Source organism: Rhodovulum tesquicola (assembly GCF_024128855.1).
GTDB lineage: Bacteria > Pseudomonadota > Alphaproteobacteria > Rhodobacterales > Rhodobacteraceae > Rhodovulum > Rhodovulum tesquicola.
This window is the reverse complement of sequence record NZ_JAMYDV010000013.1, coordinates 1-22,757: the sequence shown is the minus strand read 5'-3', so window position 1 is coordinate 22,757 and position 22,757 is coordinate 1. Positions and strand designations below refer to the sequence as shown.

Below are 22,757 nucleotides of genomic sequence, written 5' to 3'. Positions count from 1 at the left end.
TTTCCGCGGAGCGCGCGTCAGATAGCGAAGCCGCGCGCCCCGCGGCACAACGACACGAGGCGAGCAGTGGCCAGCGCCACGGGCCGGATGGCCCTTGAACGGCTCTTCCAGAGACGGTCGTCGCGGCGGATTCGGAACGTCGCGACCCTTGGTCTTGTCCTGCTGGGGCCGGTTCTGGCAATAGGCACCTTCCTGTTGCTCGGCCCGCTCGACCAGGGCGCGACCTCGCACGGACTGCGCGCGATCCTTCTGGCCGATCTGGTCTATTCGCTGGCGATCGCCACGATGGTGGTGCGCCAGATCGCGCGCATGGTCGCCGCAAGACGCAGCCATTCGGCGGGCTCGCGCCTGCACATGCGGCTGACGGGCGTCTTTGCAACCATCGCTCTGGTGCCGACCGTTCTGGTCGCGGTCTTCGCGGGGCTGACCATCAATATCGGGCTCGAAGGCTGGTTCTCCGAGCGGGTGCGCAACGTGGTGGGCGCCTCGCTCTCGGCCGCCGAAGCCTATGAGGAGGAACACCGCCGCGACCTTGCCGCCGACGCGCAGACGCTGGCAGGCTATCTGAATGTCGCGCGCCACGCCAGCTTCATGCTGTCGGACGGCGAACTGAGGCAGCTTCTGACCCAGGCCCAGGCACGCGTCCAGCGTGGTCTGAAGGAGGCCTATGTCATCGACGGCACGGGCGAGATCAAGGCCCGCGGCGAACGTTCCTATCTGTTCGATTACGAGCAGCCGACCGCGCCCGAGATCGCGCGGGCCGCCGCGGGCGAGACGGTCATCATCGATGATTGGGACAATAACGAGTTCCGGGCACTGCTGGCGCTGGGCGCCTATGTCGATCGTTTCCTCTACATCTCGCGCAGCGTGGATGGCGAGTTGCTGAGCCTGCTGGACGACACCCAGGCCACCTCGCGGCTCTACCAGCAACTCGAAAGCGAGCGCGGGCGGGTGCTGTTCGAATTCGGGCTGCTCTATCTGGGCTTTGCAATGATCCTGATCCTTGCCGCGGTCTGGCTGGGGCTGTGGTTCGCCGAGCGGCTGTCGCGTCCGGTTGGGCGGCTGGCGGGGGCGGCGCAACGGGTCGGCGCGGGCGATCTGGACGTGCGCGTGCGCGAGGAGGCGGGCGATGACGAGATCGCCATGCTGGGGCGGATGTTCAACCAGATGACCCGGCAGCTCAAGTTGCAACGCGACGCGCTGCTGGAGAACAACCGCCAGACCGAAATGCGGCGACGGCTGTTCGATTCGGTGCTGTCCTCGGTCACCGCAGGCGTGATCGGTCTGGATGCCGAGGGGCGGGTCGAGTTCATGAACCGCTCGGCTCTGACGCTTCTGCAACTGGACGAAGCGCGCGACAACGGCCACGACCTGCGCGTCGCCGTTCCCGAATTCGCCGCGCTGTTAGACCGGTTGCGGACCGATCGCCGCGCCACCGCGCAAGAGGAAATCCGTCTGATCCGCAGCGGCAAGATGGAGAACCTGCTGGTCCGCATGTCGACGCGGCGTGGCGCGGACGGGCGGCGCGAGGGCTATGTGGTGGCGTTCGACGATGTCACCGACCTTGTGACCGCGCAGCGGATGGCCGCCTGGGGCGATGTCGCCCGCCGCATCGCGCATGAGATCAAGAACCCGCTGACCCCGATCCAGTTGTCGGCCGAGCGCATCAAGCGCAAGTTCCGCCCGCTGGTGGGCGACCAGGCCGACACGCTGGACCAGTATACGGACGTGATCGTGCGCCAGACCGGCGATCTGCGCCGGATCGTCGACGAATTCTCGAAATTCGCCCGAATGCCCGAGCCCGAACGCAAGCCCGTCGACCTTGCCGCGCTGGTCCGCGATGCGCTGGTCCTGCAGGAAAGCGGCCAGCCCGGCGTGCGCTTTGTCGCGGACCTGCCCGAGGGCGCGATGCCCGCCGAACTGGACCCGACGATGATCAGCCAGGCGCTGACGAACCTTATCAAGAATGCCGGCGAGGCCATCGAGACGCGGACCGAGAAGGGCGTGCCCGAAGGCTTCGTACCCGAGATCCGGCTGCGTCTCGTGCGCGAGGAGGACAGCGGCCTGATCGAGATCGCCGACAATGGCATCGGTCTGCCCGAGGACCGCGCCCGGCTTTTCGAACCCTATGTCACGACGCGCGACAGTGGCACCGGGCTGGGCTTGCCGATCGTCAGGAAGATCATCGAGGAACATGGCGGCACGCTGGAACTGGTCGACGCCGAACCGTTCGCGCCCGACACGCACCGCGGCGCGATGGCGGTGATCCGCCTGCCGGTGGCCGAGGCCGGACAGTCGTCCGCGTCGGCAATCAACGAAACCAGAATAGCGGTATCCGGGGAGTAGGACATGGGCGACATTCTGATCGTCGACGACGAACGCGACATCCGCGAACTGATCGCGGATATCCTGCAGGACGAGGGCTACACGACACGGCTGGCCGCGAATTCGGATGCCTGCATGGCCGAGATCAACACCGAACCGCCCGCCCTGATGATCCTCGACATCTGGCTCAAGGACAGCACCATGGACGGGATCGACATCCTGTCCCGGGTCAAGCGCGACAACCCCGACATTCCGGTGGTCATCATCTCGGGCCACGGCAATATCGAGATCGCGGTCGCCGCGATCAAGCAGGGCGCCTATGACTTCATCGAGAAGCCGTTCAACATCGACCAGTTGCTGGTGGTGATCCGCCGCGCGATGGAGGCCTCGCGCCTGCGCCGCGAGAACCACGAACTGCGCCGCAAGGACGTGACGCAGGCCGAGATGATCGGCGCAAGCCCGGCTTTCAAGGGGCTGAAATCCCACCTCGACAAGGTGACGAAATCGAATGGCCGGGTGATGCTGACCGGCCCCGCCGGATCGGGCAAGGAAGTCGCCGCCCGCTATATTCACGCAAATTCCAACCGCGCGAACGGCCCCTTCGTGGTCGTCAATTCCGCCTCGATCGAGCCCGAGCGCATGGAGGAGGTGCTGTTCGGCCGGGAAAGTGCCGCGCGCGGCGTGGAGCCGGGCCTTCTGGAGCAGGCGCATGGCGGCATCCTCTATTTCGACGAGGTGGCCGACATGCCGCTGGGCACGCAATCCAAGATCCTGCGCGTGCTGGTCGATCAGCAGTTCCAGCGCGCGGGCGGCACCGACCGGGTGCGCGTCGATATTCGGGTAATTTCATCCACCACGCGCGACCTGCCCGCCGAGATCGCCGCGGGCACATTCCGCCAGGAACTCTATCACCGGCTGAACGTGGTGCCGATCGAGGTGCCCGCACTGGACGAACGGCGCGAGGACATCCCCACCCTCGCCCGCCATTTCATTCAGGGCTTCAACCAGAGTCAGGGCCTGCCGCTGCGCGCGCTCAGCGACGAGGCCGAGGCGCTGCTGCAGACCATGGCATGGCCTGGCAATGTGCGGCAGTTGAAGAACGTGATCGAGCGGGTGCTGATCCTGGGCGAAGGCAACGATCCGATCACGGCGGCGGAACTGCCGATGCCGGTCGAGGGCGCCGCCGAGGAGGGGCGCCTGGTGCTGTCGGCGGGGCTGGCCACGCTGCCGCTGCGCGAGGCGCGCGAGTTGTTCGAACGCGAATACTTGCTGACCCAGATCAATCGTTTCGGCGGCAACATCTCGCGCACCGCGAATTTCGTCGGCATGGAACGCTCGGCGCTGCATCGCAAGCTGAAATCTCTGGGCGTGGTCACCTCGCCCAAATCGGGCGCGCGGCTCGCGCATTTCGAGGACGAGGAAGAGGAAGCCCGCGCCGATTGACCGGCAAGCGGGCTTCTGCGATGCATCGGGGGCGTGTTTCCCCAGTCAGGTGTCCTGAATGAAGGTGATCATCTGCGGCGCGGGCCAGGTCGGCTGGCAGATCGCCCGCCACCTCTCGGGCGAGAAGAACGACGTGACCATCGTCGACATGAACGGCGACCTGATCCGCCGGGCGACCGATGCGCTGGACGTTCAGGGCATCGCAGGACATGCCTCCTATCCCGACATCCTGGAACGGGCGGGCGCTCGCGATGCCGACATGATCATCGCCGCCACGCAGTCCGACGAGGTCAACATGGTCACCTGCCAGGTGGCCCATTCGATCTTTGCCATCCCGCGCAAGATCGCGCGACTGCGCGCCGAGTCCTATCTGACCGCGATCTATTCCGAGCTTTACCGCCGCGATCACCTGCCCATCGACGTGGTCATAAGCCCCGAACGCGAGGTCGCCGAGGCCGCGCTGCAACGCATCGCGGCGCCCGCGGCCTTCGATACCGAGTATTTCCTGGGCGGCCAGGCGCAGCTTCTGGGGATCGCGCTCGATGCGGACTGCCCGGTTCTCAAGACGCCGCTACGCCAGTTGACCGACCTGTTCTCGACGCTGCGCGCGCTGGTCGTCGGCATCCGCCGCGAGGAAACGCTGTTCGCGCCCGAACCGGGCGACCAGCTATTCCCCGAGGATCAGGTCTATGTCTTCTCGCATGTCGAGGATGTGAACCGGACGCTCGAGATCTTCGGCAAATCCACGAAGAAGCAGGAGCGCGTGGTCATCATCGGCGGCGGCAATGTCGGGCTTTCCGTGGCCCAGGCGCTTGAACGGAACGAGGACCGGGTCCGCGCAAAGGTGATCGAGAAGGACCGCGCCCGTGCCGAGACGGCAGCCGATGCGCTGGAGCGCACCATCGTGCTGCATGGCGACGGGCTGGATGTCAGCCTGCTGGAAGAGGCCAATGTCGAGCGCGCCGACGCGGTTCTGGCGCTGACCGATGACGACAAGACCAACCTGCTGGCCGCAGTCCGGGCCAAACTGTCGGGCTGCCCGATGGCGATCTGCCTGGTCAACGATCCCGCGCTTGTGCCGCTGATGGGTCCGCTGGGCATCGACGCCTATATCAACCCGCGCGCCACCACGGTCAGCTCGATCCTGCGCCATGTCCGTCACGGCCGGGTGCGCAATGTCTATTCGATCGGCGATGCCGAGGCCGAGGTGATCGAGGCGCAGGTGCTGTCAACCTCGCCGATGGCGGGCAAGCGGGTGCAGGACATCGACTTTCCCGAGGGCGCGCTGATCGGCGGCGTGATGAAAGGCGACAGGGTGATCCGGCCCAAGGGGGACACCCGCATCGAGGAAGGCGACGTGGTGGCGATCTTTGCCTTGGCCGCCGATGTGCCCGAAGTGGAGCGCCTGTTGCAGGTCTCCATCGACTTCTTCTGAGGCCATGCGTCGGCTTTACGATCTTCCGTTCCTGGTGATCCTGATGGGGATCGGGGCGCTGGCGATGTTCCTGCCGGTGGGCGTGGCGCTGGCGGAACGCGACTGGCTGACCGCGCGCAGCTTTTTCTATTCGGGGCTTCTGTTCAGCGTTCTGGCGGCGGTGCTGGGGCTGGCGACGATCGGCAACCGGGTGACGAACCAGGCCCGCAGCCATCTGCTGGCGATGCTGGGCTTCTATGGGCTGATGCCGCTGATGCTGGCCGTTCCCTTTGTCGAGGCAGTGCCCGACGCGCGCTATCTCGACGGCTATTTCGAGATGATCTCGAGCCTGACCACCACGGGAGCCACGCTTTACGACGACCCCGCGACCCTGTCGTCGGGGCTGCATCTGTGGCGGGCGCTGGTCGGCTGGCTGGGCGGGTTCTTCATCTGGGTGACGGCGATCTCGATCCTGGCGCCGATGAACCTGGGCGGGTTCGAGGTCACGGCGGGCCCCGGCGGCGCGCGCCAGTTGGGCGCCGCAGGGCCGGGCACGGGCCGGGCCGCCGATCCGCGCGGGCGGCTTCTGCGCTTTGCCCGCCGCTTCGCGCCGATCTATCTGGGCCTCACGGCCAGCCTGTGGGTGCTGATGCTGCTCGCGGGCGAAGGCCCGTTGGTGGCAGCCTGCCACGCGATGTCGGTGCTGGCGACTTCGGGAATCTCGCCGGTGGGCGGCGTGCCCGGCGGCCAGAGCGGCTTTGCCGGCGAACTGTTCCTGTGGGGCTTCTTCATCTTTGCCTTCACCCGGCAAAGCTTCATGCTCGATCTGCGGCCCGAAAGCTGGCGCGCGCTGAGCACGGACATGGAGTTGCGGATGGGGGTGGTGATCGCCTGGGCGGTGACGCTGTTCCTGTTCTCGCGCCACTGGCTGGGCGCCTATGAGGGCGGCGCCGATGACAGCGGCCTCGCGGCGCTGCGCGCGCTCTGGGGGGCGGTCTTCACGGTGACGTCCTTCCTGACCACCACGGGGTTCGTCTCGGCCGACTGGGCCGAGGCGCAGACCTGGTCGGGGCTGGCCACTCCGGGGCTGATCCTGGTCGGGCTGGCGGTGTTCGGCGGCGGGGTGGCGACGACTGCGGGCGGGGTCAAGCTGCTGCGCATCTACGCGCTTTACAAGCACGGGGTGCGCGAGATGGAAAAGCTGATCCATCCCTCCTCGGTCGGCGGCGCCGGAGCCTTTGCGCGGCGCATCCGCCGCGAGGGCGCTCAGATCGCCTTTGTCTTCTTCATGCTCTTCGCGCTGTCGGTGGCCGTGACCATGGTAGCGCTGGGCGCGGCCGGGATCGGGTTCGACGCGGCGATGGTGCTGACCGTGGCCGCGCTGACCACCACCGGCCCGCTGGCCGCCGCGACGACCGAACCCGCGCTGTCCTATGCCACGCTGGGCGATGGCGCGCGGATGGTGCTGGCCGCCGCGATGGTTGTGGGCCGGCTGGAGACCCTGGCGATCATCGCGCTGCTGAACCCCGAATTCTGGCGCAACTGAGGCGCGGCGCTGCATTTTCGGATTGCCGACCCGTCAAGGGGGGTGGAAAGTCCTGAAACCTCGCGACATACTCGCGCCGAGGGAACGGCTTCTGTCCATACCGGGGCAGGTCCAGACAACAAGGGCAAGAAACGAATGGCTGCCGACAAGCAGAATTTGCAGGACGCATTCCTTAACCATGTTCGCAAGACCAAGGTGCCGGTCACGATCTTCCTGATCAACGGCGTCAAGTTGCAGGGCGTGATCACCTGGTTCGACAATTTCTGCGTTCTGCTGCGCCGGGACGGGCAATCGCAGCTTGTCTACAAGCATGCGATCTCGACGATCATGCCCTCGCAGCCAATCAATCTCTATGACGGTGAGGATTGAGCCCCTCTGACCTTCAGGAGCACGGCCCCCAGGTGACGCGCGCCTGGGTGCTTCATCCCGATATTGCCGCGGACCGAGCACGCCGCGACGCAGCCCCGGCGCTTGGAGAAGCGGTGGCGCTGGCCGCTGCCCTGCCCGGCCTTGAACTGGTCGGCTCCGAGATCGTGCCGCTGCCAAAGGTGCGGCCGGGCTGGCTGTTCGGGTCGGGCAAGATCGAGGATCTGGGCAGTCGCCTCAAGACGGCCGAGGTGGGGCTCGTGTTGATCGACGGCCCCGTGACCCCGGTGCAGCAGCGCAATCTGGAACGGGAATGGAAGGTCAAGATCCTCGACCGGACCGGGTTGATCCTGGAAATCTTCGCCGACCGCGCCCGCACCCGCGAGGGCGTGTTGCAGGTCGAACTGGCCGCGCTGTCCTATCAGCGCACGCGGCTGGTGCGGGCCTGGACCCACCTTGAACGCCAGCGCGGCGGTCTCGGTTTCGTGGGCGGCCCCGGCGAGACCCAGATCGAGGCCGACCGCCGCGCCATCGACGAGGCGATCGTTCGGCTGAAGCGGCAGCTTTCCAAGGTGGTCAAGACCCGCGACCTGCACCGTGCCGCGCGGCGCAAGGTGCCGTTCCCGGTGGTGGCACTGGTGGGCTATACCAATGCGGGCAAGTCGACGCTGTTCAACCGGCTGACCGGGGCGGAGGTGCTGGCCAAGGACATGCTGTTCGCCACGCTCGACCCGACCATGCGCAGCATCACGCTGCCCAGCGGGCTGAAGGTGATCCTGTCGGACACTGTGGGGTTCATCTCGGACCTGCCGACGCAACTGGTCGCGGCCTTCCGCGCGACGCTGGAAGAGGTGCTGGAGGCCGACCTGATCCTGCATGTGCGCGACATCGCCCATCCCGATACCGAGTCCCAGGCCGCCGATGTGCGCGCGATCCTGACCGATCTGGGCGTGGCCGAAGAGACGCCGCAGATCGAGCTGTGGAACAAGGCCGACCTGATCGAGCCCGAGCGGCGCGAGGCGCTGGCAGCCGTGGCGGCCCGGCATGAGGGGGTGCGCACGATCTCGGCCTGGACAGGCGAGGGGATCGAGGGTCTGCTGCAGGCGATCACTGCGGCGCTGGACGAGACGCGGGTGCGGCGCGAAGTGAATCTGGGCTTTTCCGACGGACGGCGGCGGGCCTGGCTCTATGCCGAGGGCGTGGTCGAGGCCGAATGCCAAGGCGAGGACGGCGTCGTTCTGACGGTCAACTGGACCGCGCGGCAGGAACAGAGGTTCCGGGCACTGACCGGGGAATAGCCGCTGCGCGGATAAAAAATGGCGGCCCGAAAGCCGCCAGTTTGTGCATCATCCCGAACGAAGGGTCGTGATCGTCATCGCGGGGGATGGCGTCGGTCACGCACCAGCACCGGAATCGGCGCCAGCGCCTCGGCCAGCCCACGCACACGCTCCGGCTGGCGCCGGCCGCGCGAACCGTCATTCTCGTCGCGAGCCATGGACATCACCGCGATGCCGAACTGCACGCCCGAGAAGACGATACCGTTGAAGAGGAACAGCAGCACCGCCGCCAGCCACCCACCCGAGACATGGGTGACGAGGTGCCAGAGATTGGCCACGTTGAAATGGAGCAGCAGCGCCACGAAGACGAATGACAGGATGAACCCTATGATCGTCTGACGAATATAAAGGCTGATCAGTGTGGGCATGGACCGACTCCGTTGCTTCCCACCATTAGGTAGCCATTCATGGATCGATTCCAAGAAGAATCTCGCATCCCCCTACTCGGATCATGCGGCCTGGGCGTTTCAGAACGCCTCGGGTCGGGCTTCCCGCGCCATGTGGTCCAGCACCGCATTGACGAATTTGGGCTCGCGGCCCTCGGGAAAGAACGCCTTGGCGACATCGACATACTCGGTGATGACCACCTTGGGCGGTGCCTTGCCGTCTACCAGTTCGGCGCCCGCGGCACGGAACAGCGCCCGCAGCGTCGGGTCGATGCGCGCGATCGGCCATTTCGCCACCAGCGCCCGGTCGGTCATCTGGTCGATCTTCGCCTGCCAGGTCACCGCCCCTTCCAGCGTGGCGCGGAACAGCTCGACATCACCCTCGGCCAGTTCCTCGCCTTCCTCGTAGGAGGCACCGAAGCGCCATGTCTCGAACTCGCGGCGGACGGCGTCCACGCTCTGGCCCGATTGCTCCATCTGGAACAGCGCCTGCACGGCGTAAAGCCGGGCGGCGGATTTCATCTGGCGGCGTTCGGCGGCTGAGGTCATGCGCGGTCCGCCCCCTCGGCGATCTGGAAGCCGCCCGAGGGCCGGAAGCCGACGCCACGGGTTTCGCCGCCCCAGCGCCGGGCCAGCGCGATCAGGTGCAACGCCGCCGCCGCCGCGCCGCCGCCCTTGTCCATGTCCGCGGGGTTCGCCCGTTCAAACGCCTGTTCGTGGTTTTCCACGGTCAGGATGCCGTTGCCGATCAGCGCGCCCTGAAGCCCCAGCAGCATCAGCCCGCGCGAGCTGTCGTTGCAGACGGTTTCATAATGGCTGGTCGCGCCGCGGATCACGCAGCCCAGCGCCACATAGCCGTCGAAATTCGACAGCCGATGCGCCAGCGCGATTGCGGGCGGCAGCTCCAGCGCGCCGGGAACCTCTATCAGGTCATGGGTGGCGCCCGCGGCGTCCAGTTTCGCCCGCGCGCCCGCGATCAGCATCTCGGCAATGTCACGATAGAAGGGCGCGACCGCGATCAGCAGCTTCACCGGCCGGTCAAAGGCGGGCAGCGGCAGGATATGGTGTGGGTCCTGGTCGGCCATGTCTCAGCCCTCCATGTCGATCTTGCGGGTGCCCGCGATGGACAGCCCGTAGCCCTCAAGCCCGACGACCCGCGGCAGGGGCGAATTCGTCAGCAGAGTCAACTCGTGCAGGCCCAGCGCGGCCAGGATCTGCGCACCCAGCCCGTATTGGCGCAGCGTCTGGGGGGACGCGCTTCCGCCGCCCAGCTTCATCGTGGTGTCGCGCAGCAGGACAACCACGCCGCGCCCCTCGGCGGCAATGATCTCCATCGCGCGGGACAGTTCCCCGGCCGGGTGCGGGCCAAGGCCAAGCACGTCCTGCAAAGGGTCGAGCGCGTGCATCCGCACCAGCACCGGGCCGGGCGCAGCGATGTCCCCTTTGGTCAGCACCACATGTTCGGCGCCCTGCGTGACATCGGCGAAGATGCGCATCAGCCAGTCGCCGCCAAATGCCGAGGTGACAGGCCGCGCCGCCGTTTCGTTCACCAGGTTGTCGTGGCGGCGGCGATAGGCGATCAGGTCGGAAATCGTGCCGATCTTGAGCCCGTGCCGCTGGGCAAAGGCCACAAGGTCGGGCAGCCGCGCCATGGAGCCATCCTCGTTCATGATCTCGCAGATCACGCCCGAGGGGTTCAGCCCTGCCAGCCGGGCGACATCGACCGCCGCCTCGGTATGGCCCGCGCGCACCAGAACGCCGCCATCGCGCGCGCGCAGCGGGAAGATATGGCCGGGCGTCGCGATATCGGCCGCCGTTTTGCCCGCGTCGATGGCCACGGCCACGGTGCGGGCGCGGTCATGGGCGGAAATGCCGGTGGTCACACCCTCGCGCGCCTCGATCGAGACGGTGAAGGCGGTTTCGTGGCGGCTGGAATTCTGCGAGGCCATCAGCGGCAGGCCCAGCGCGTCCACCCGCTCGCCGGTCAGGGTCAGGCAGATCAGCCCGCGGCCGTGGGTGGCCATGAAATTTATCGCCTCGGGCGTCGCCATCTGGGCGGGGATGACCAGATCGCCCTCGTTCTCGCGGTCCTCGTGGTCCACCAGGATGAACATCCGCCCGTTGCGCGCATCCTCGATGATCTCCTCGATCGACGAGATCGCGTCGCGGAAGCTTTCCTGATCGGATGCGGAGGGGTCGGTGGTCATGGTCTGCCCGTCTTTGGCTGTCGCGAGGCAGATAGACCATCACACGACAGAGCGCCAGAGGGCGCGGACCCGCTTATCCCGCGGCCTCGGCCAGCCGGGCGACATAGCGCGCCAGCGTGTCGATCTCTAGATTCACCCGGTCGCCCACCCGCGCCAGCCCCCAGGTCGTGGCCTGCTTGGTATGGGGGATGAAATTGACGCCGAAGCTGGCGCCCTCGACCTCGTTCACGGTCAGCGAGGTGCCGTTCAGCGCGACCGATCCCTTGGGCGCGATGAATTTCGCCAGCGCGTCGGGCGCGCGAAAGGTGATGCGCGTGCTGTCGCCCTCGTCCACCATCGCGACGATCTCGGCCAGCCCATCGACATGGCCCGACACGATATGCCCGCCCAGCTCGTCGCCCACCCGCAGCGCGCGCTCCAGGTTCATCCGACTGCCCTCGGCCCAGCCGCCCAGATTGGTCTTTGACAGCGTCTCGGCCGAGATCGAGACGGCGAACCAGCCGCCCCTCTCGTCCCGGCCCCGGTCGGTCACCGTCAGGCAGACCCCGTCGCAGGCGATCGAGGCGCCGATCTCGATGGTCTCGGGCGCGTAACCGCAGCCGATCCGCGCGGTCAGGTCGCCGCGCTTTTCCAGCGCGCGGACGGTGCCGATATCGGTGATGATGCCGGTGAACATGGCGCTTGGCTCCTTCTGCGGTTCTGCGCCCGACCTAGCCGCTGGCCACGGACAGGGCAAGCGCCGCGCCCGCGCAGCCGATTGACGCTTTCGCAACCGCCCGAAAAATGGCCCTATTGCGGGCATGACGACGCATTCGGGCAGCAACCGGCGCTTTCTGCTTCTTCAGGGGCCGCACGGGCCGTTCTTCGACCGGCTGGGCCGCGCCCTGCGCGCCGCCGGGCACGCGGTCTGGCGCGCAGGCTTCAACCGGGGCGATTCCGCCTTCTGGTCGGACCGGGCGCGGTATGTGCCTGTCACCTGCACGCCTGCCGACTGGCCCATGGCCTGCGCCGGGTTGCTTGATCGGCTGGCGATCACCGATATCGCGCTTTACGGAGATACAAGGCCCATCCACGCCGCCGCCATCGCCGCAGCCCGCGCCAGGGGGCTGCGCATCCATATCTTCGAAGAAGGCTATCTGCGGCCCTATTGGGTCACCTATGAGCGCGAAGGCGCGAACGGCCATTCGCGGCTGATGGATCTGTCGATCCCCGACATCGCGGCACGTTTGCCGGGCGACGCGCCCCCCGCCGCCGAGGCCCCCGCCCATTGGGGCGACCTGCGCGCACATATTTTCCACGGCGCGCTTTATCACGGGCTGGTCATGCTGCCCTCGCGCCGCTATCGCCACTTCAGCCCCCATCGCGGCCTGCCCGTGCGCGCCGAGTTCGCGCTTTACCTGCGCCGGCTGGCGCTTCTGCCCGTCCATGCCGCGGCCCGGTTTGCCGCCACACGCACGATCCGGGGCGGCGGGTTTCCCTATCATCTGGTGCTGCTGCAACTGGCCCATGACGCGAATTTCCGCCATCACGGGCCATTCGCCCGGATCGAGGATTTCCTGGCGCTCTGCATAGACGGTTTTGCCCGTGGCGCGCCCTCCCATCATCATCTGGTGTTCAAGGCCCACCCGCTGGAGGACGGGCGCAGCCCCCTGCCCCGCACGATCCGGGCTCTGGCCCGCGCGCAGGGGCTGGCCGGGCGGGTGCATTTCGTGCCGGGCGGCAAGCTGGCGCTGTTGCTCGACGGGGCGACCAGTGCTGTCACCGTCAATTCCACAGCCGCGCAACAGGCGCTGTGGCGAGGCCTGCCGCTGCGCGCCTTTGGCCGGGCGGTCTATGACAAGCCGGAGCTGGTCTCGGACCAGCCGTTGGCCGAGTTCTTCGCCGATCCCCGCCCACCGGACCCCGCCGCCTATCGGCTGTTCCGCCGCTTCCTGCTGGAAACCAGTCAGGTGCCGGGGGGATTTTATTCGCGCAGGGGTCGCGACCAACTGATGCGCCTTATGGTCGACATGATGCTGGCCAGCATCGACCCCTACGACTCGCACGCCGCCCGGGGCGCGGCGCAGGGGCAACACCTTCGCCTTGCCGGATAGCAAGGGTCGCGCGGGACTGGCCCGAACGGCTCGGGCATTGTAGGCTGAGCCAAAATAATCGTGGCAGTTCCATGCTGTCCGAGACGATCCTGAGGCAGTTTCAAGCAAGAACAAGGACGCCGAGCAGTGAGAATCATGTATTCCCGAGGGGCGAGGGCCGTGGCCCTTCTTGCCCTCGTGGCGACCGTGAGCGCCTGCGGCCTGCCGCGCTCCGGTCCCAACAAGCGCGAGATCTTTGCCGGTGCGGTCCAGAAACAGGGCGATTCCTTCGTGGTCGCGGTCAATGACAGGGTCACCCGGGCCACGTCGGTAGTCCCGGCGATCGGCTTTCCACCCGAATTCAGCGGCGCAGGCATTGCCACTGCCGACATCATCCAGCCGGGCGACGTGCTGGGCCTGACGATCTACGAGAATGTGGACGATGGCATACTCGCGCGCCAGGGCAGCAATGCCGCGATGCTGAACGAGGTGCAGGTGGACGATTCGGGGTTCATCTTCATCCCCTATGCCGGGCGGATCCGCGCGGCAGGCAACACGCCCGAGCGGCTGCGCCAGATCGTGACCGAGAAGCTCGACGCCCAGACCCCCGATCCGCAAGTCGTGGTGCGTCGGCTGGCGGGGGACGGGGCGACCGTATCGGTCGTGGGCGGCGTTGCGGGCCAGGGCGTCTACCCGATCCAGCGCCCCAATCGAACGCTGTCCGGCATGCTGGCCACCGCAGGCGGCCTCTCGATCCCGCCCGAGGTGGCGCGCATCTCGGTGCTGCGCGGCAGCCGGCGCGGCGATGTGTGGTTCCAGGATCTCTACAGCCACCCCCAGATCGACATCGCCCTGCGCAACGGCGACCGCATCCTCGTGGAGCGCGACACCCGCGCCTTTACCGCGCTCGGCGCGATGGGCGCCCAGCGCCGGGTTCCGTTCGAGACGCAGAACCTGTCGGCGATCGAGGCGATCGCGCAGGTGGGCGGGCTGAATACCGGGCTGGCCGATCCCACCGGCGTCTTCGTGATGCGCAACGAGTCGCAAGAGGTCGCCCAGATGGTACTGGGCCGCGACGACCTGATCGGCGAACAGCGCATGGTCTATGTGCTCGACCTGACCGAGCCCAACGGCATGTTCCTGGCCCGCGATTTCGCGATCCGCGATGGCGACACGGTCTATGTGACCGAGGCGCCCTTCGTGCAGTGGCAGAAGACGCTGGGCGCGATCACGGGCACGGCGGGCACGGCCAACAGCCTGGCCAACCTTGCGGACAGCAACTGACCGGGGCCATGCGCCCCGACCGGGATAGCGGCGCCGCCGGGGGGCAGGCCTCCCGGCGGCTTTTCGTTTTCAATGGCGGCTTCCTGACCGGGCGGCGGGTGCGGCGCATCCTGACGCTGGCGGGCCACGAAATCCGGCTGGGCCTGCCCGGCCGCGACGACCTTGTGGCGGTCTGGGGGGCGCGGCCGAGCGCGGGGCGGGGGCTTGCGGTTGCCAACGCCCGCGGCGCGGGCGTCCTGCGGGTGGAGGATGCGTTCCTGCGCTCGGTCCTGCCGGGGCGGGCGCGGGGCGCGGGCGGGCCGCTCGGGCTGATGCTCGACCGGCGTGGGGTGCATTTCGACCCGTCCTGCCCGTCCGATCTGGAACATCTGCTAGCCACCCACCCGCTGGACGACACCGCGCTGCTGGACCGCGCGCGGGCGGCCATCGGGCGGATCAGAGCCGGGCATCTGGGCAAATACACCGGCTTCGACCCCGCCACGCCGGTTCCCGCGCCCGGATACGTGCTGGTGATCGACCAGAGCCGGGGCGATGCCTCGGTCACGGCCAGCGGGGCGGATGCCGACACCTTCCGCGAGATGCTGGCCATGGCGCAGATCGAGAACCCCGGCGCGCGGGTGATCGTCAAGGCGCATCCCGAAACCGCGCTGGGCCTGCGGCCGGGGCATTACGCGCCTGATCAGCCGGGAATGCTGTCCGCACCGGTTTCGCCCTGGGCGCTGCTGGAGGGGGCGGTGGCGGTCTATACCGTCTCTTCCCAGATGGGGTTCGAGGCGATCCTGGCGGGCCACCGGCCCCGCGTCTTCGGCCAGCCGTTCTACGCGGGCTGGGGGCTCACGACGGACGAACGCCCCCTCGCCCGCCGCACCCGCAGGCTGACCCGCGCGCAACTGGCCGCCGCCGCGCTGATCCTGGCGCCGACTTGGTACGACCCGTTCCGCGACCGGCTCTGCGAGCTGGAAGACGCGCTGGCCGTGCTGGAGGCCGAGACGCGCGCCTGGCGCGAGGACCGGCAGGGCTGGGTCGCGGGCGGCATGCGGATGTGGAAACGTGGCACGGTGCAGCGCTTCTTCGGTGGGGTCCGGCCGGTCCGCTTCGCACCCGATGCCGCGTCGGCCGAGGCGCGGGCGGCGGCAACGGGGCGGCGGGCGATGGTCTGGGCCGCGACCGAGCAGGGCGCGCGCCCCGGCACGGTTCGAGTAGAGGACGGGTTCCTGCGCTCGCGCGGTCTGGGCGCGGCGCTGGTGCCGCCCATGTCGCTGGTGCTGGACGATCTGGGCATCCATTACGATCCGGCCCGGGAAAGCAGGCTGGAAGAGCTGGTGGCGGCGGCCTGCACGCTCGACCCCGTCGCGCGCGCCCGGGCCGAGCGGCTGATCGGCCTTCTGACGCGCCGGGGGGTAACGAAATACAACCTTGGTGGCGCCTCCCTGCCCGACCTGCCGCCGGGCCGCCGCATCCTGGTGACGGGCCAGGTCGAGGACGACGCCTCGGTGCGGCTGGGCTGCCCGGCCGAGCGGACCAACCTTGCGCTGCTGCGCCGCACCCGGGCCGAGAACCCGGATTCCGTGCTCCTGTACCGTCCGCATCCGGATGTCGAGGCGGGCCTGCGCCCCGGCGCCCTGTCCGTGGAACAGGTGCGCGCCCATGCCGATCTGGTCCCCGCCGCTGCGGGCCTGCCCGATCTGTTGGCGCAGGTCGATGAGGTCTGGACGCTGAGTTCCGGCCTTGGTTTCGAGGCGCTGTTGCGCGGCCTGCCCGTCACCTGCCTGGGCGTGCCCTTCTATGCGGGCTGGAGGCTGACACGCGATCTGGGCCCGGTGCCCGCCCGCCGTGCCGCGCGGCCCGATATCGTGGCGCTGGCCCATGCGGTGCTGATCGACTACCCGCGTTACCGCGACCCCGTCACGGGCCGCCCCTGCCCCGCCGAGATCGTGGCCGAACGCTTGGCCGAAGGTCGCCTGCCGCGCCCCGGTCCGGGGCTGAGGATGCTGTCCAGGGCGCAGGGGGCGCTGGCCGCCCATGCCTGGCTCTGGCGCTAGCGCCCCGGCCCGGGCAACGGGCCGGGGGCAGGATCATGCGCTTAGCCCTCGTCGGACAGCAGCGCCTTCCAGATCAGCGCGCCGATGGCCGCCCCGATCAGCGGCGCCACCCAGAACAGCCAGAGCTGACCCAGCGCCCCGGTCTCGGCAAAGACCGCCACGGCAGTCGACCGCGCCGGGTTGACCGAAGTGTTGGTCACCGGGATCGAGACCAGGTGGATCAGCGTCAGCCCAAGCCCGATCGCGATGGGCGCAAAGCCCGCCGGCGCACGCGCCGAGGTCGACCCCAGGATGATGATGAGGAAGGCCGCCGTCAGCACGATCTCGGCCAGCAGCGCGGCGACCATGCCATAGCCCCCCGGCGAGAGCGTGCCATAGCCGTTCGAGGCAAAGCCACCCGCCGTCCAGCCGGGCGCGCCCGAGGCGATGAGGAACAGCACCACCGCCGCCGCAAAGCCGCCCACCACCTGCGCCGCCCAATAGGGCAGCAACTCGCCCCAGCCGAAGCGGCCACCCAGCGCAAGGCCCAGCGACACCGCCGGGTTGAAATGCCCCCCCGAGATATGACCGACCGCATAGGCCATGGTCATCACGGTCAGGCCGAAGGCGAGCGAAACGCCGACAAAGCCGATGCCGAGTTCGGGAAAGCCCGCCGCCAGCACCGCGCTGCCGCAGCCGCCGAAGACCAGCCAGAATGTGCCGAAGAATTCGGCCGAAAGTTTCTTGATCATGTCGCACCTTTTGGAGCGTTGAAATACTGGGCGTCCTGAAACTCGGGAAAACTCCGCCCGAAGACGGCCCCGCACTGGTCCGAATACACGCATCCTCCGCGGCCTGGCCCGGAGGATGCAAAAGGATTGTGGCAGTTTGTCGCAGGACGCAAGCGCCTTGACGGAGGACCGCGCCGATCAGGCCCGCTCCCACCGATGCATCGCGTCGCCGCCGATGGCGCGGGTCTCGATCAGCCGGAATCGCGGCGCCTCTGTCAGCCGCTCCAGCCCCAGCGCGCCAATCGCGGGCCACCCCTCGGCGCCCAGCGCCAGCCCCGCGGTAAAGCCGACAAGCTCGTCCACCAGCCCCGCCGACAGCAGCGCCGCGGCCAGGCTGCCGCCGCCCTCGCAGAACACCCGCGTCAGCCCCGCCGCGCCAAGCGCGCGCAGCACCGTCGCCGGGTCGAGCTGGCCGCCCGGGCCGATGGTCCCCTCGATCAGCCGCGCGCCCAGCCCTTGCCAGTAGCTGCGGCGGTCCGGCGCGGGATCGGGGCCATGGCACAGCCACAGGGGCACTGCGGCAGCCGTCGCGGCAAGCCGCCCTTCCGGCGGCAAGTCGAGCCTCCGGGACAGCACCACGCGCACAGGCTTTTGCACCGCGCCCAGCCCCCGCACGGTCAGTTCCGGATCGTCGGCCCGCGCGGTGCCGCCGCCCACCATCACCGCGTCATGGCGGGCGCGCTGGGCATGGACCAGCCGTCGGGCGCCCTCGCCGGTGATCCAGCGGCTTTCGCCCGCCGCGGTGGCGATCCGCCCGTCGAAGGACGTGGCCAGCTTAAGCGTGACCGCGGGCCGCCCCTCGATCCGGTTCAGCAGGAACCCGCGATGCGCCCGCCGCGCGGCCTCGGCCAATACGCCGGTCTCGACCGCGATGCCAGCCGCACGCAGGTTCGCATGGCCGCGCCCGGCCACCCTGGGGTCGGGGTCTTCCAGCGCGGTGACCACCCGCACCACGCCCGCCGCAACCAGCGCCTCGGCACAGGGCGGGGTCTGCCCGTGATGGGCGCAAGGCTCAAGGCTGACATAGGCCGTGGCCCCGCGCGCCGCCGCGCCCGCCTGGGCCAGCGCCAGAGGTTCCGCATGCGGCCGCCCGCCCGGCGCGGTCCAGCCGCGCCCGACGATCCGTCCGTCCTTGACGATCACGCAGCCCACGGCGGGGTTCGGCCAGACCCGCCCCTGCCCGCGCGCGCCCAGCGCCAGCGCAAGCGCCATGTGGCGGGCATCGTCCTCTGCGCTCACTCCTCGGCCGCGGCGCCGGGGCGAAGCTCGCTCACGAACTTGTCGAAATCGTCCGCCGCCTGGAAGTTCTTGTAGACGCTGGCGAAGCGCACATAGGCCACGGTGTCGATCCGGGCCAGCGCCTCCATCACGATCTCGCCGATGGTTTTCGAGGGGATGTCGGTCTCGCCCATGCTCTCCAGCCGCCGCACGATGCCCGACACCATCTGGTCGATCCGCTCGGGATCGACGGGGCGTTTCTGCAATGCGATCCGGACCGAGCGTTCCAGCTTGTCGCGGTCGAAATCCTCGCGCCGCCCGTTGGACTTGATGACCACCAGGTCGCGCAGTTGCACCCGCTCATAGGTGGTGAAGCGCCCGCCGCAGGCCGGGCAGAAGCGCCGCCGCCGGATCGCCACATGGTCTTCGGCGGGGCGCGAATCCTTCACCTGGGTGTCGATATTTCCGCAGAACGGGCAGCGCATGGCCTCTCCCTCGGTGGTGCTGAAATGTTATCCACAGCGACTATAGGTGAGCCTCAAGGATTTGGGTAGTGGACTTTTCGCCAGCTAGATATGGGGTCGCGCCAGCGTCTGCCGATCTGGCGCAAGACGGTGCCGAGGACTGGCCGGATGGTCTGCCTCCCCCGCTCTGCGGTCTGCCCTTCGATCGCCGTGCCCGGGATCTCGCGGCGATGTGATCGGGGAAGCGAGGGCCGGAAACAGCCTGTTTTCGGCCCCTGTGCCGCGCCTGTGACAATTCGTGGCGCGGACAGGCCCGGGGGTTTGACGTAGGTCAAGTCCTTCGCCCGAACACTCCTGTAACGACCACGCCATGACATCCGAACCCCAGTCCTCGCGCCTTGGCGCCGGCCCCGGCGGCTTCCCTTTCGCGCCGCCGCTGCCGCTGTTCCTGTTGAACCCGATCCTCAAGCGGATCGTGCATCGGATCGCGGTGCAGAACCCCGACATGTTCGACCGTCTGGGTCCGCATCGGCATGCCTATTTCCTGATCGACCCGGTGGACATCCCGTTCATGCTGTATCTGCGCCCCGATCCCGAGGCGCTGGATTTCCGCGCCGTCGGCCGCAGGAACCCGCCGCCGCATGCCGCGCGGATCTCGGGCAAGTTCCTCGACCTGCTGACGCTGATGGATACCGAGCAGGATGGCGACGCGCTGTTCTTCTCGCGCGATCTGATCGTCACGGGCGATACCGAGGCGGTGGTCTGCCTGCGCAACGCGCTGGACGATGTGGACGACCCGATTGCCGAAAGCGTGGCCGACATGTTCGGCCCGCCCGGGCGCGCCGCGCTGAACGCCCTGCGCCGCGCCGCCGAGAATGCCCAGAAACGGAAAGGGGCCAAGTGATGAACGCCATGGTCAAGCCCGAGCTGATTTGCCCCGCGGGCACGCCTGCCGCGCTGCGCTCGGCGGTGGATGCGGGCGCGGATGCCGTCTATTGCGGCTATCAGAACGCCACCAATGCGCGCAATTTCGTCGGGCTGAACTTCACCCCCGAGGAGATGGAGAAATCCATCCGCTACGCCCATGACGGCGGCACCAAGGTCCTGATCACGCTGAACACCTTCCCGCCCGCGGGCAAGGTCGAACTGTGGAAGGAGATGGTCGATCTGTCGGCGCGGCTGGGCGCGGATGCCTGCATCGTCGCCGATATCGCGGTGGCCGCCTATATTCGCGACACCTACCCGGACCTGCGCATCCATCTGTCGGTGCAGGCCGCCGCCTCGTCGCCCGAGGCGATCGAGTATTACGTCCGCGAATTCGGCGTGAAACGCGTGGTGCTGCCGCGCATCATGACCGTCAGCGAGATCCGGGGACTGCTGAAGGAAATCCCCTGCGAGGTCGAGACCTTCATCTTCGGCAACCATGGCCTGATGGTCGAGGGGCGCTGTTCGCTGACCAATTATGTCACCGGCCAGTCCACCAACATGGACGGGGCATGCTCGCCCGCGGCCTGCGTGAAATACGAACGCGCCGATGATGGCAGCATGTCGACGATCCTGGGCGATTACATGATCGACCGCTTCGGTCCCGAGGAAACCGCGGGCTACCCGACGATCTGCAAGGGCCGCTACAAATGCGATGCCCGCGATGGCGGCTATTACGCCTTCGAGGAACCGATCAGCCTGAACGCCTCGACCATGCTGCCCGACCTGATCAATGCGGGGGTGCATGCCTTCAAGATTGAGGGCCGCCAACGCTCGCGCGCCTATGTCAAGAAGGTGGTCGCCGCCTTCCGCGAGGCCGTCGATTCGATCATGGCGGGCCAGGAGCCCAAGCTTGCCGATCTCGTCGCGCTGACCGAGGGTCAGAAGCAGACCGAGGGCGCGCTCAAGACCAAGAAATGGAGGTGACGGAATGAACCCGTCTCTGACCCTGGGGCCGAACCTGTTTCACTGGCCGGCCGAGCAGCGGATCGACTTCTACAGCCGGATCGCCGACGAAAGCCCGGTCTCGACCGTCTATCTGGGCGAGGTGATCTGTTCCAAGCGCACGCCGTTCTTCGACGATGTCCACCTTCCGGCGGTGGCCGAGCGGCTGGAACGCGCGGGCAAGACGGTGGTCTATTCCTCCTTCTCCGAGGTGGTGATCAAGCGCGAGCGCAACATCCTGATGGAGTGGTCCAAGCAGGAGGGGCGCGACCTCGAGGTGAACAACACCGCCGCACTTCTGCACCTCAAGGACCGGCCGCACCGGATCGGCGGGCTGCTGAACGTCTATAACGAGGACACCATGGCCTATCTGGCGGGCCAGGGCACGACCCATTTCAGCCTGTTGCCCGAATTGCCGCGCGCGGCCATCGCGCGGCTGGGCGAAAAGGCGCGGGAACTGGGCGTCGGCGTCGAGGTGCAGGTCTTTGGCCGGGCCTCGCTGGCGCTGTCGGCGCGCTGCTATCACGCCCGGGCGCATGAGCGGACCAAGGACAATTGCCAGTTCGTCTGCGGCGACGACCCTGACGGCATGACGCTGATGACCATGGACGAAAAGCCGTTCCTGACTATCAACGGCATCCAGACGCTGAGTTACGGCTATCTCGACCTGATGGCCGATATCGACGACATGCGCGCGATCGGGGTCACGCATTTCCGGGTGATGCCGCATACCTGCGACATGATCGCGGTCACGCGGGCCTTCGACGACGTGCTTGCAGGCCGGATCGACGTGGCCGAGGGCGAGGCGAAGTTGCGCGAACTCGGAATCGAGGCGCCCTTCGTCAACGGCTTCTACCGCGGCCGGGCCGGGCATGACTGGGTCCCGCGCGTGGCCGAGATGGCCTGACGCTTTGGCAGATCCCGCCGTCCCGTGAAACCGTCGCCGGGGGGGGGGGGGCGCCGAGAACCCTCGGGCAGGAGTTTTTCCTGCTTGGCGTTTTCATCCCGGAGTGCCTTCAGCAGCGTCGCCATCGTCGCTCGGACCGATTACGCGGCAAGTGCGAGCCCGGGGCACCGTGGTGCCGCCGAACCTGGCCTTCCAATTGCAGACGGCGCCTTCCGACATGCCATTCTTATCGACCGGGCCGGGTTGGAGAAGAGGATTTCCGACCAGAAGTCCTTGACCGGGATGCCCTTGGGCGGGTGGAGGCGATAGGTCGACCCGCCGTCGAGCGGCGGGCCGACCGCGTCATGCGCCGTCCAGGCGTATTGCGGGCCGAGCACGACCACCTTCTGCTCCATCGCCGGGGTCACGCCGGTGGCCATGAAGTAGACGAAGGTGGCGCCGTCGAGGATGTCCACGCCCGGTTGCGATTGGAACCGGTAGCCGCCGACGAAGGCGCCCCCCCCATCACTCCACCCTGATCAACGGTGGCTGCGTCCAGGTTCCGTCGAGCGCGGCTTCCTTCGGCCAGTAGATGCGCATGGCCGTCCAGAACGGACCGTCATTCGCCGGCAACCAGTTCGACTCCTTGTCCGACCCGGGCGACGTCGCCTGAATGTACAGCGTGATCCCGCCATCGGCGTCGCGCAGCAGGCCGGGCAGCATCGGAGAATTGATGAGGTAGCGGTTGATCGGGTTCGCGACCAGCAGGCTGTCCGGCAGGCCGTACATGGTCAGTGACCAGAAAGCGTTGGCCGGCGGAAGCTGTCCCGGAGCAAGGCGCAGCGTGTAGCGGTGCTTCGCGCCATCCAGGGGTTTCCCCTCGTGGTCGACGCGATAGACCGGATAGATCGCCTCTTCCCGGGAATTGCCGTAAAGGCCGATCTGAGGTGGTCCCCGTTTTCTGGACAGATTTGCGGCGTTGCTAAGCTTGCCTGTTGATCATGCCGCCGCCTTCAGGTCTTGGCCCTGATGGGCCTCAACCGGTGTCCTTCCGCCAAGCGCCGAATG

22 protein-coding genes are annotated in these 22,757 nt (G+C 67.9%); 12 read left to right on the top strand and 10 right to left on the bottom strand.

The annotated features are described in order from the left end of the window. Window positions 1-87 precede the first annotated feature (87 nt). The 6 genes from NHN26_RS11940 (at window position 88) to hflX (ending at window position 8,392) form a co-directional block, all read left to right on the top strand. Entirely contained in the window at window positions 88-2,346 is a 2,259-nt protein-coding gene (locus NHN26_RS11940; RefSeq protein WP_253089689.1) for a sensor histidine kinase NtrY-like, read from the top strand. Between the two features lie 3 nt (window positions 2,347-2,349). Next, window positions 2,350-3,768, top strand: coding sequence for a nitrogen assimilation response regulator NtrX (ntrX, locus tag NHN26_RS11935; RefSeq protein WP_253089641.1), 1,419 nt, complete (start codon window positions 2,350-2,352; stop codon window positions 3,766-3,768). A 58-nt stretch (window positions 3,769-3,826) separates the two neighbouring features. After that, window positions 3,827-5,203, top strand: coding sequence for a Trk system potassium transporter TrkA (gene trkA, locus NHN26_RS11930; RefSeq protein ID WP_253089640.1), 1,377 nt, complete (start codon window positions 3,827-3,829; stop codon window positions 5,201-5,203). A gap of 4 nt (window positions 5,204-5,207) precedes the next feature. Further along, on the top strand, window positions 5,208-6,728 hold the full coding sequence (locus NHN26_RS11925; protein ID WP_253089639.1) for a TrkH family potassium uptake protein: 1,521 nt from the start codon (window positions 5,208-5,210) through the stop codon (window positions 6,726-6,728). A 135-nt stretch (window positions 6,729-6,863) separates the two neighbouring features. Beyond that, window positions 6,864-7,097: an RNA chaperone Hfq gene (gene hfq / locus NHN26_RS11920; protein WP_081535796.1), complete on the top strand. Its 234-nt coding sequence runs from the start codon at window positions 6,864-6,866 to the stop codon at window positions 7,095-7,097. After that, a complete protein-coding gene (gene hflX, locus NHN26_RS11915; RefSeq protein WP_253089638.1) occupies window positions 7,094-8,392 on the top strand; it encodes a GTPase HflX in 1,299 nt (432 codons plus the stop codon). Before hfq ends, hflX begins: the two co-directional genes overlap by 4 nt. Window positions 8,393-8,466: 74 nt before the next feature. Here hflX and NHN26_RS11910 read toward each other — a convergent pair whose 3' ends face one another. The 5 genes from NHN26_RS11910 to NHN26_RS11890 form a co-directional block, all read right to left on the bottom strand. After that, window positions 8,467-8,799: a hypothetical protein gene (locus NHN26_RS11910; protein WP_253089637.1), complete on the bottom strand. Its 333-nt coding sequence runs from the start codon at window positions 8,797-8,799 to the stop codon at window positions 8,467-8,469. Between the two features lie 99 nt (window positions 8,800-8,898). Next, the gene (nusB, locus tag NHN26_RS11905; protein WP_253089636.1) at window positions 8,899-9,366 is read right to left on the bottom strand and encodes a transcription antitermination factor NusB; all 468 of its coding nucleotides are present in this window, start codon (window positions 9,364-9,366) and stop codon (window positions 8,899-8,901) included. After that, the gene (locus NHN26_RS11900; protein ID WP_253089635.1) at window positions 9,363-9,902 is read right to left on the bottom strand and encodes a 6,7-dimethyl-8-ribityllumazine synthase; all 540 of its coding nucleotides are present in this window, start codon (window positions 9,900-9,902) and stop codon (window positions 9,363-9,365) included. Before NHN26_RS11900 ends, nusB begins: the two co-directional genes overlap by 4 nt. Before the next feature lie 3 nt (window positions 9,903-9,905). Then, the gene (gene ribB, locus NHN26_RS11895) at window positions 9,906-11,024 is read right to left on the bottom strand and encodes a 3,4-dihydroxy-2-butanone-4-phosphate synthase (protein WP_253089634.1); all 1,119 of its coding nucleotides are present in this window, start codon (window positions 11,022-11,024) and stop codon (window positions 9,906-9,908) included. Window positions 11,025-11,097: 73 nt separating this feature from the next. Then, the gene (locus tag NHN26_RS11890; protein ID WP_253089633.1) at window positions 11,098-11,700 is read right to left on the bottom strand and encodes a riboflavin synthase; all 603 of its coding nucleotides are present in this window, start codon (window positions 11,698-11,700) and stop codon (window positions 11,098-11,100) included. A 124-nt stretch (window positions 11,701-11,824) separates the two neighbouring features. Here NHN26_RS11890 and NHN26_RS11885 point away from each other — a divergent pair, with 124 nt between their 5' ends. From NHN26_RS11885 to NHN26_RS11875, 3 genes are all read left to right on the top strand, one after another. Further along, the gene (locus NHN26_RS11885; RefSeq protein ID WP_253089632.1) at window positions 11,825-13,117 is read left to right on the top strand and encodes a capsule polysaccharide biogenesis protein; all 1,293 of its coding nucleotides are present in this window, start codon (window positions 11,825-11,827) and stop codon (window positions 13,115-13,117) included. Between the two features lie 135 nt (window positions 13,118-13,252). Then, window positions 13,253-14,380, top strand: a complete 1,128-nt coding sequence (locus NHN26_RS11880) for a polysaccharide biosynthesis/export family protein (protein WP_253089631.1) — start codon at window positions 13,253-13,255, stop codon at window positions 14,378-14,380. 8 nt (window positions 14,381-14,388) lie between these two features. Then, complete coding sequence (locus NHN26_RS11875; protein WP_253089630.1) at window positions 14,389-16,422, top strand: capsule polysaccharide biogenesis protein; 2,034 nt, start codon at window positions 14,389-14,391, stop codon at window positions 16,420-16,422. 41 nt (window positions 16,423-16,463) lie between these two features. Here NHN26_RS11875 and aqpZ read toward each other — a convergent pair whose 3' ends face one another. The 3 genes from aqpZ to nrdR form a co-directional block, all read right to left on the bottom strand. Next, window positions 16,464-17,153, bottom strand: a complete 690-nt coding sequence (aqpZ, locus tag NHN26_RS11870) for an aquaporin Z (protein ID WP_253089629.1) — start codon at window positions 17,151-17,153, stop codon at window positions 16,464-16,466. A 177-nt stretch (window positions 17,154-17,330) separates the two neighbouring features. Then, window positions 17,331-18,431: a bifunctional diaminohydroxyphosphoribosylaminopyrimidine deaminase/5-amino-6-(5-phosphoribosylamino)uracil reductase RibD gene (gene ribD, locus NHN26_RS11865; protein WP_354595932.1), complete on the bottom strand. Its 1,101-nt coding sequence runs from the start codon at window positions 18,429-18,431 to the stop codon at window positions 17,331-17,333. After that, a complete protein-coding gene (nrdR, locus tag NHN26_RS11860; RefSeq protein ID WP_132694425.1) occupies window positions 18,428-18,895 on the bottom strand; it encodes a transcriptional regulator NrdR in 468 nt (155 codons plus the stop codon). The genes ribD and nrdR overlap by 4 nt, the downstream gene beginning before the upstream one ends. A gap of 349 nt (window positions 18,896-19,244) precedes the next feature. Here nrdR and ubiT point away from each other — a divergent pair, with 349 nt between their 5' ends. From ubiT to ubiV, 3 genes are read left to right on the top strand one after another with little or no spacing between them, the layout of a single operon-like run. Continuing rightward, the gene (gene ubiT / locus NHN26_RS11855) at window positions 19,245-19,778 is read left to right on the top strand and encodes a ubiquinone anaerobic biosynthesis accessory factor UbiT (RefSeq protein WP_253089628.1); all 534 of its coding nucleotides are present in this window, start codon (window positions 19,245-19,247) and stop codon (window positions 19,776-19,778) included. A gap of 8 nt (window positions 19,779-19,786) precedes the next feature. Continuing rightward, window positions 19,787-20,785: a ubiquinone anaerobic biosynthesis protein UbiU gene (ubiU, locus tag NHN26_RS11850; protein WP_253089687.1), complete on the top strand. Its 999-nt coding sequence runs from the start codon at window positions 19,787-19,789 to the stop codon at window positions 20,783-20,785. A 4-nt stretch (window positions 20,786-20,789) separates the two neighbouring features. Then, complete coding sequence (gene ubiV, locus NHN26_RS11845) at window positions 20,790-21,710, top strand: ubiquinone anaerobic biosynthesis protein UbiV (RefSeq protein ID WP_253089627.1); 921 nt, start codon at window positions 20,790-20,792, stop codon at window positions 21,708-21,710. Window positions 21,711-21,850: 140 nt separating this feature from the next. Here the strand turns inward: ubiV and NHN26_RS11840 are convergent, their stop codons facing one another. Together NHN26_RS11840 and NHN26_RS11835 are read right to left on the bottom strand one after the other, a co-directional pair. Further along, window positions 21,851-22,165 (bottom strand): DUF1214 domain-containing protein, encoded by a 315-nt coding sequence (locus tag NHN26_RS11840; RefSeq protein WP_253089626.1) that lies wholly within the window; start codon window positions 22,163-22,165, stop codon window positions 21,851-21,853. A 49-nt stretch (window positions 22,166-22,214) separates the two neighbouring features. Next, window positions 22,215-22,598, bottom strand: a complete 384-nt coding sequence (locus NHN26_RS11835) for a DUF1214 domain-containing protein (protein WP_354595933.1) — start codon at window positions 22,596-22,598, stop codon at window positions 22,215-22,217. Window positions 22,599-22,757: the final 159 nt, after the last annotated feature.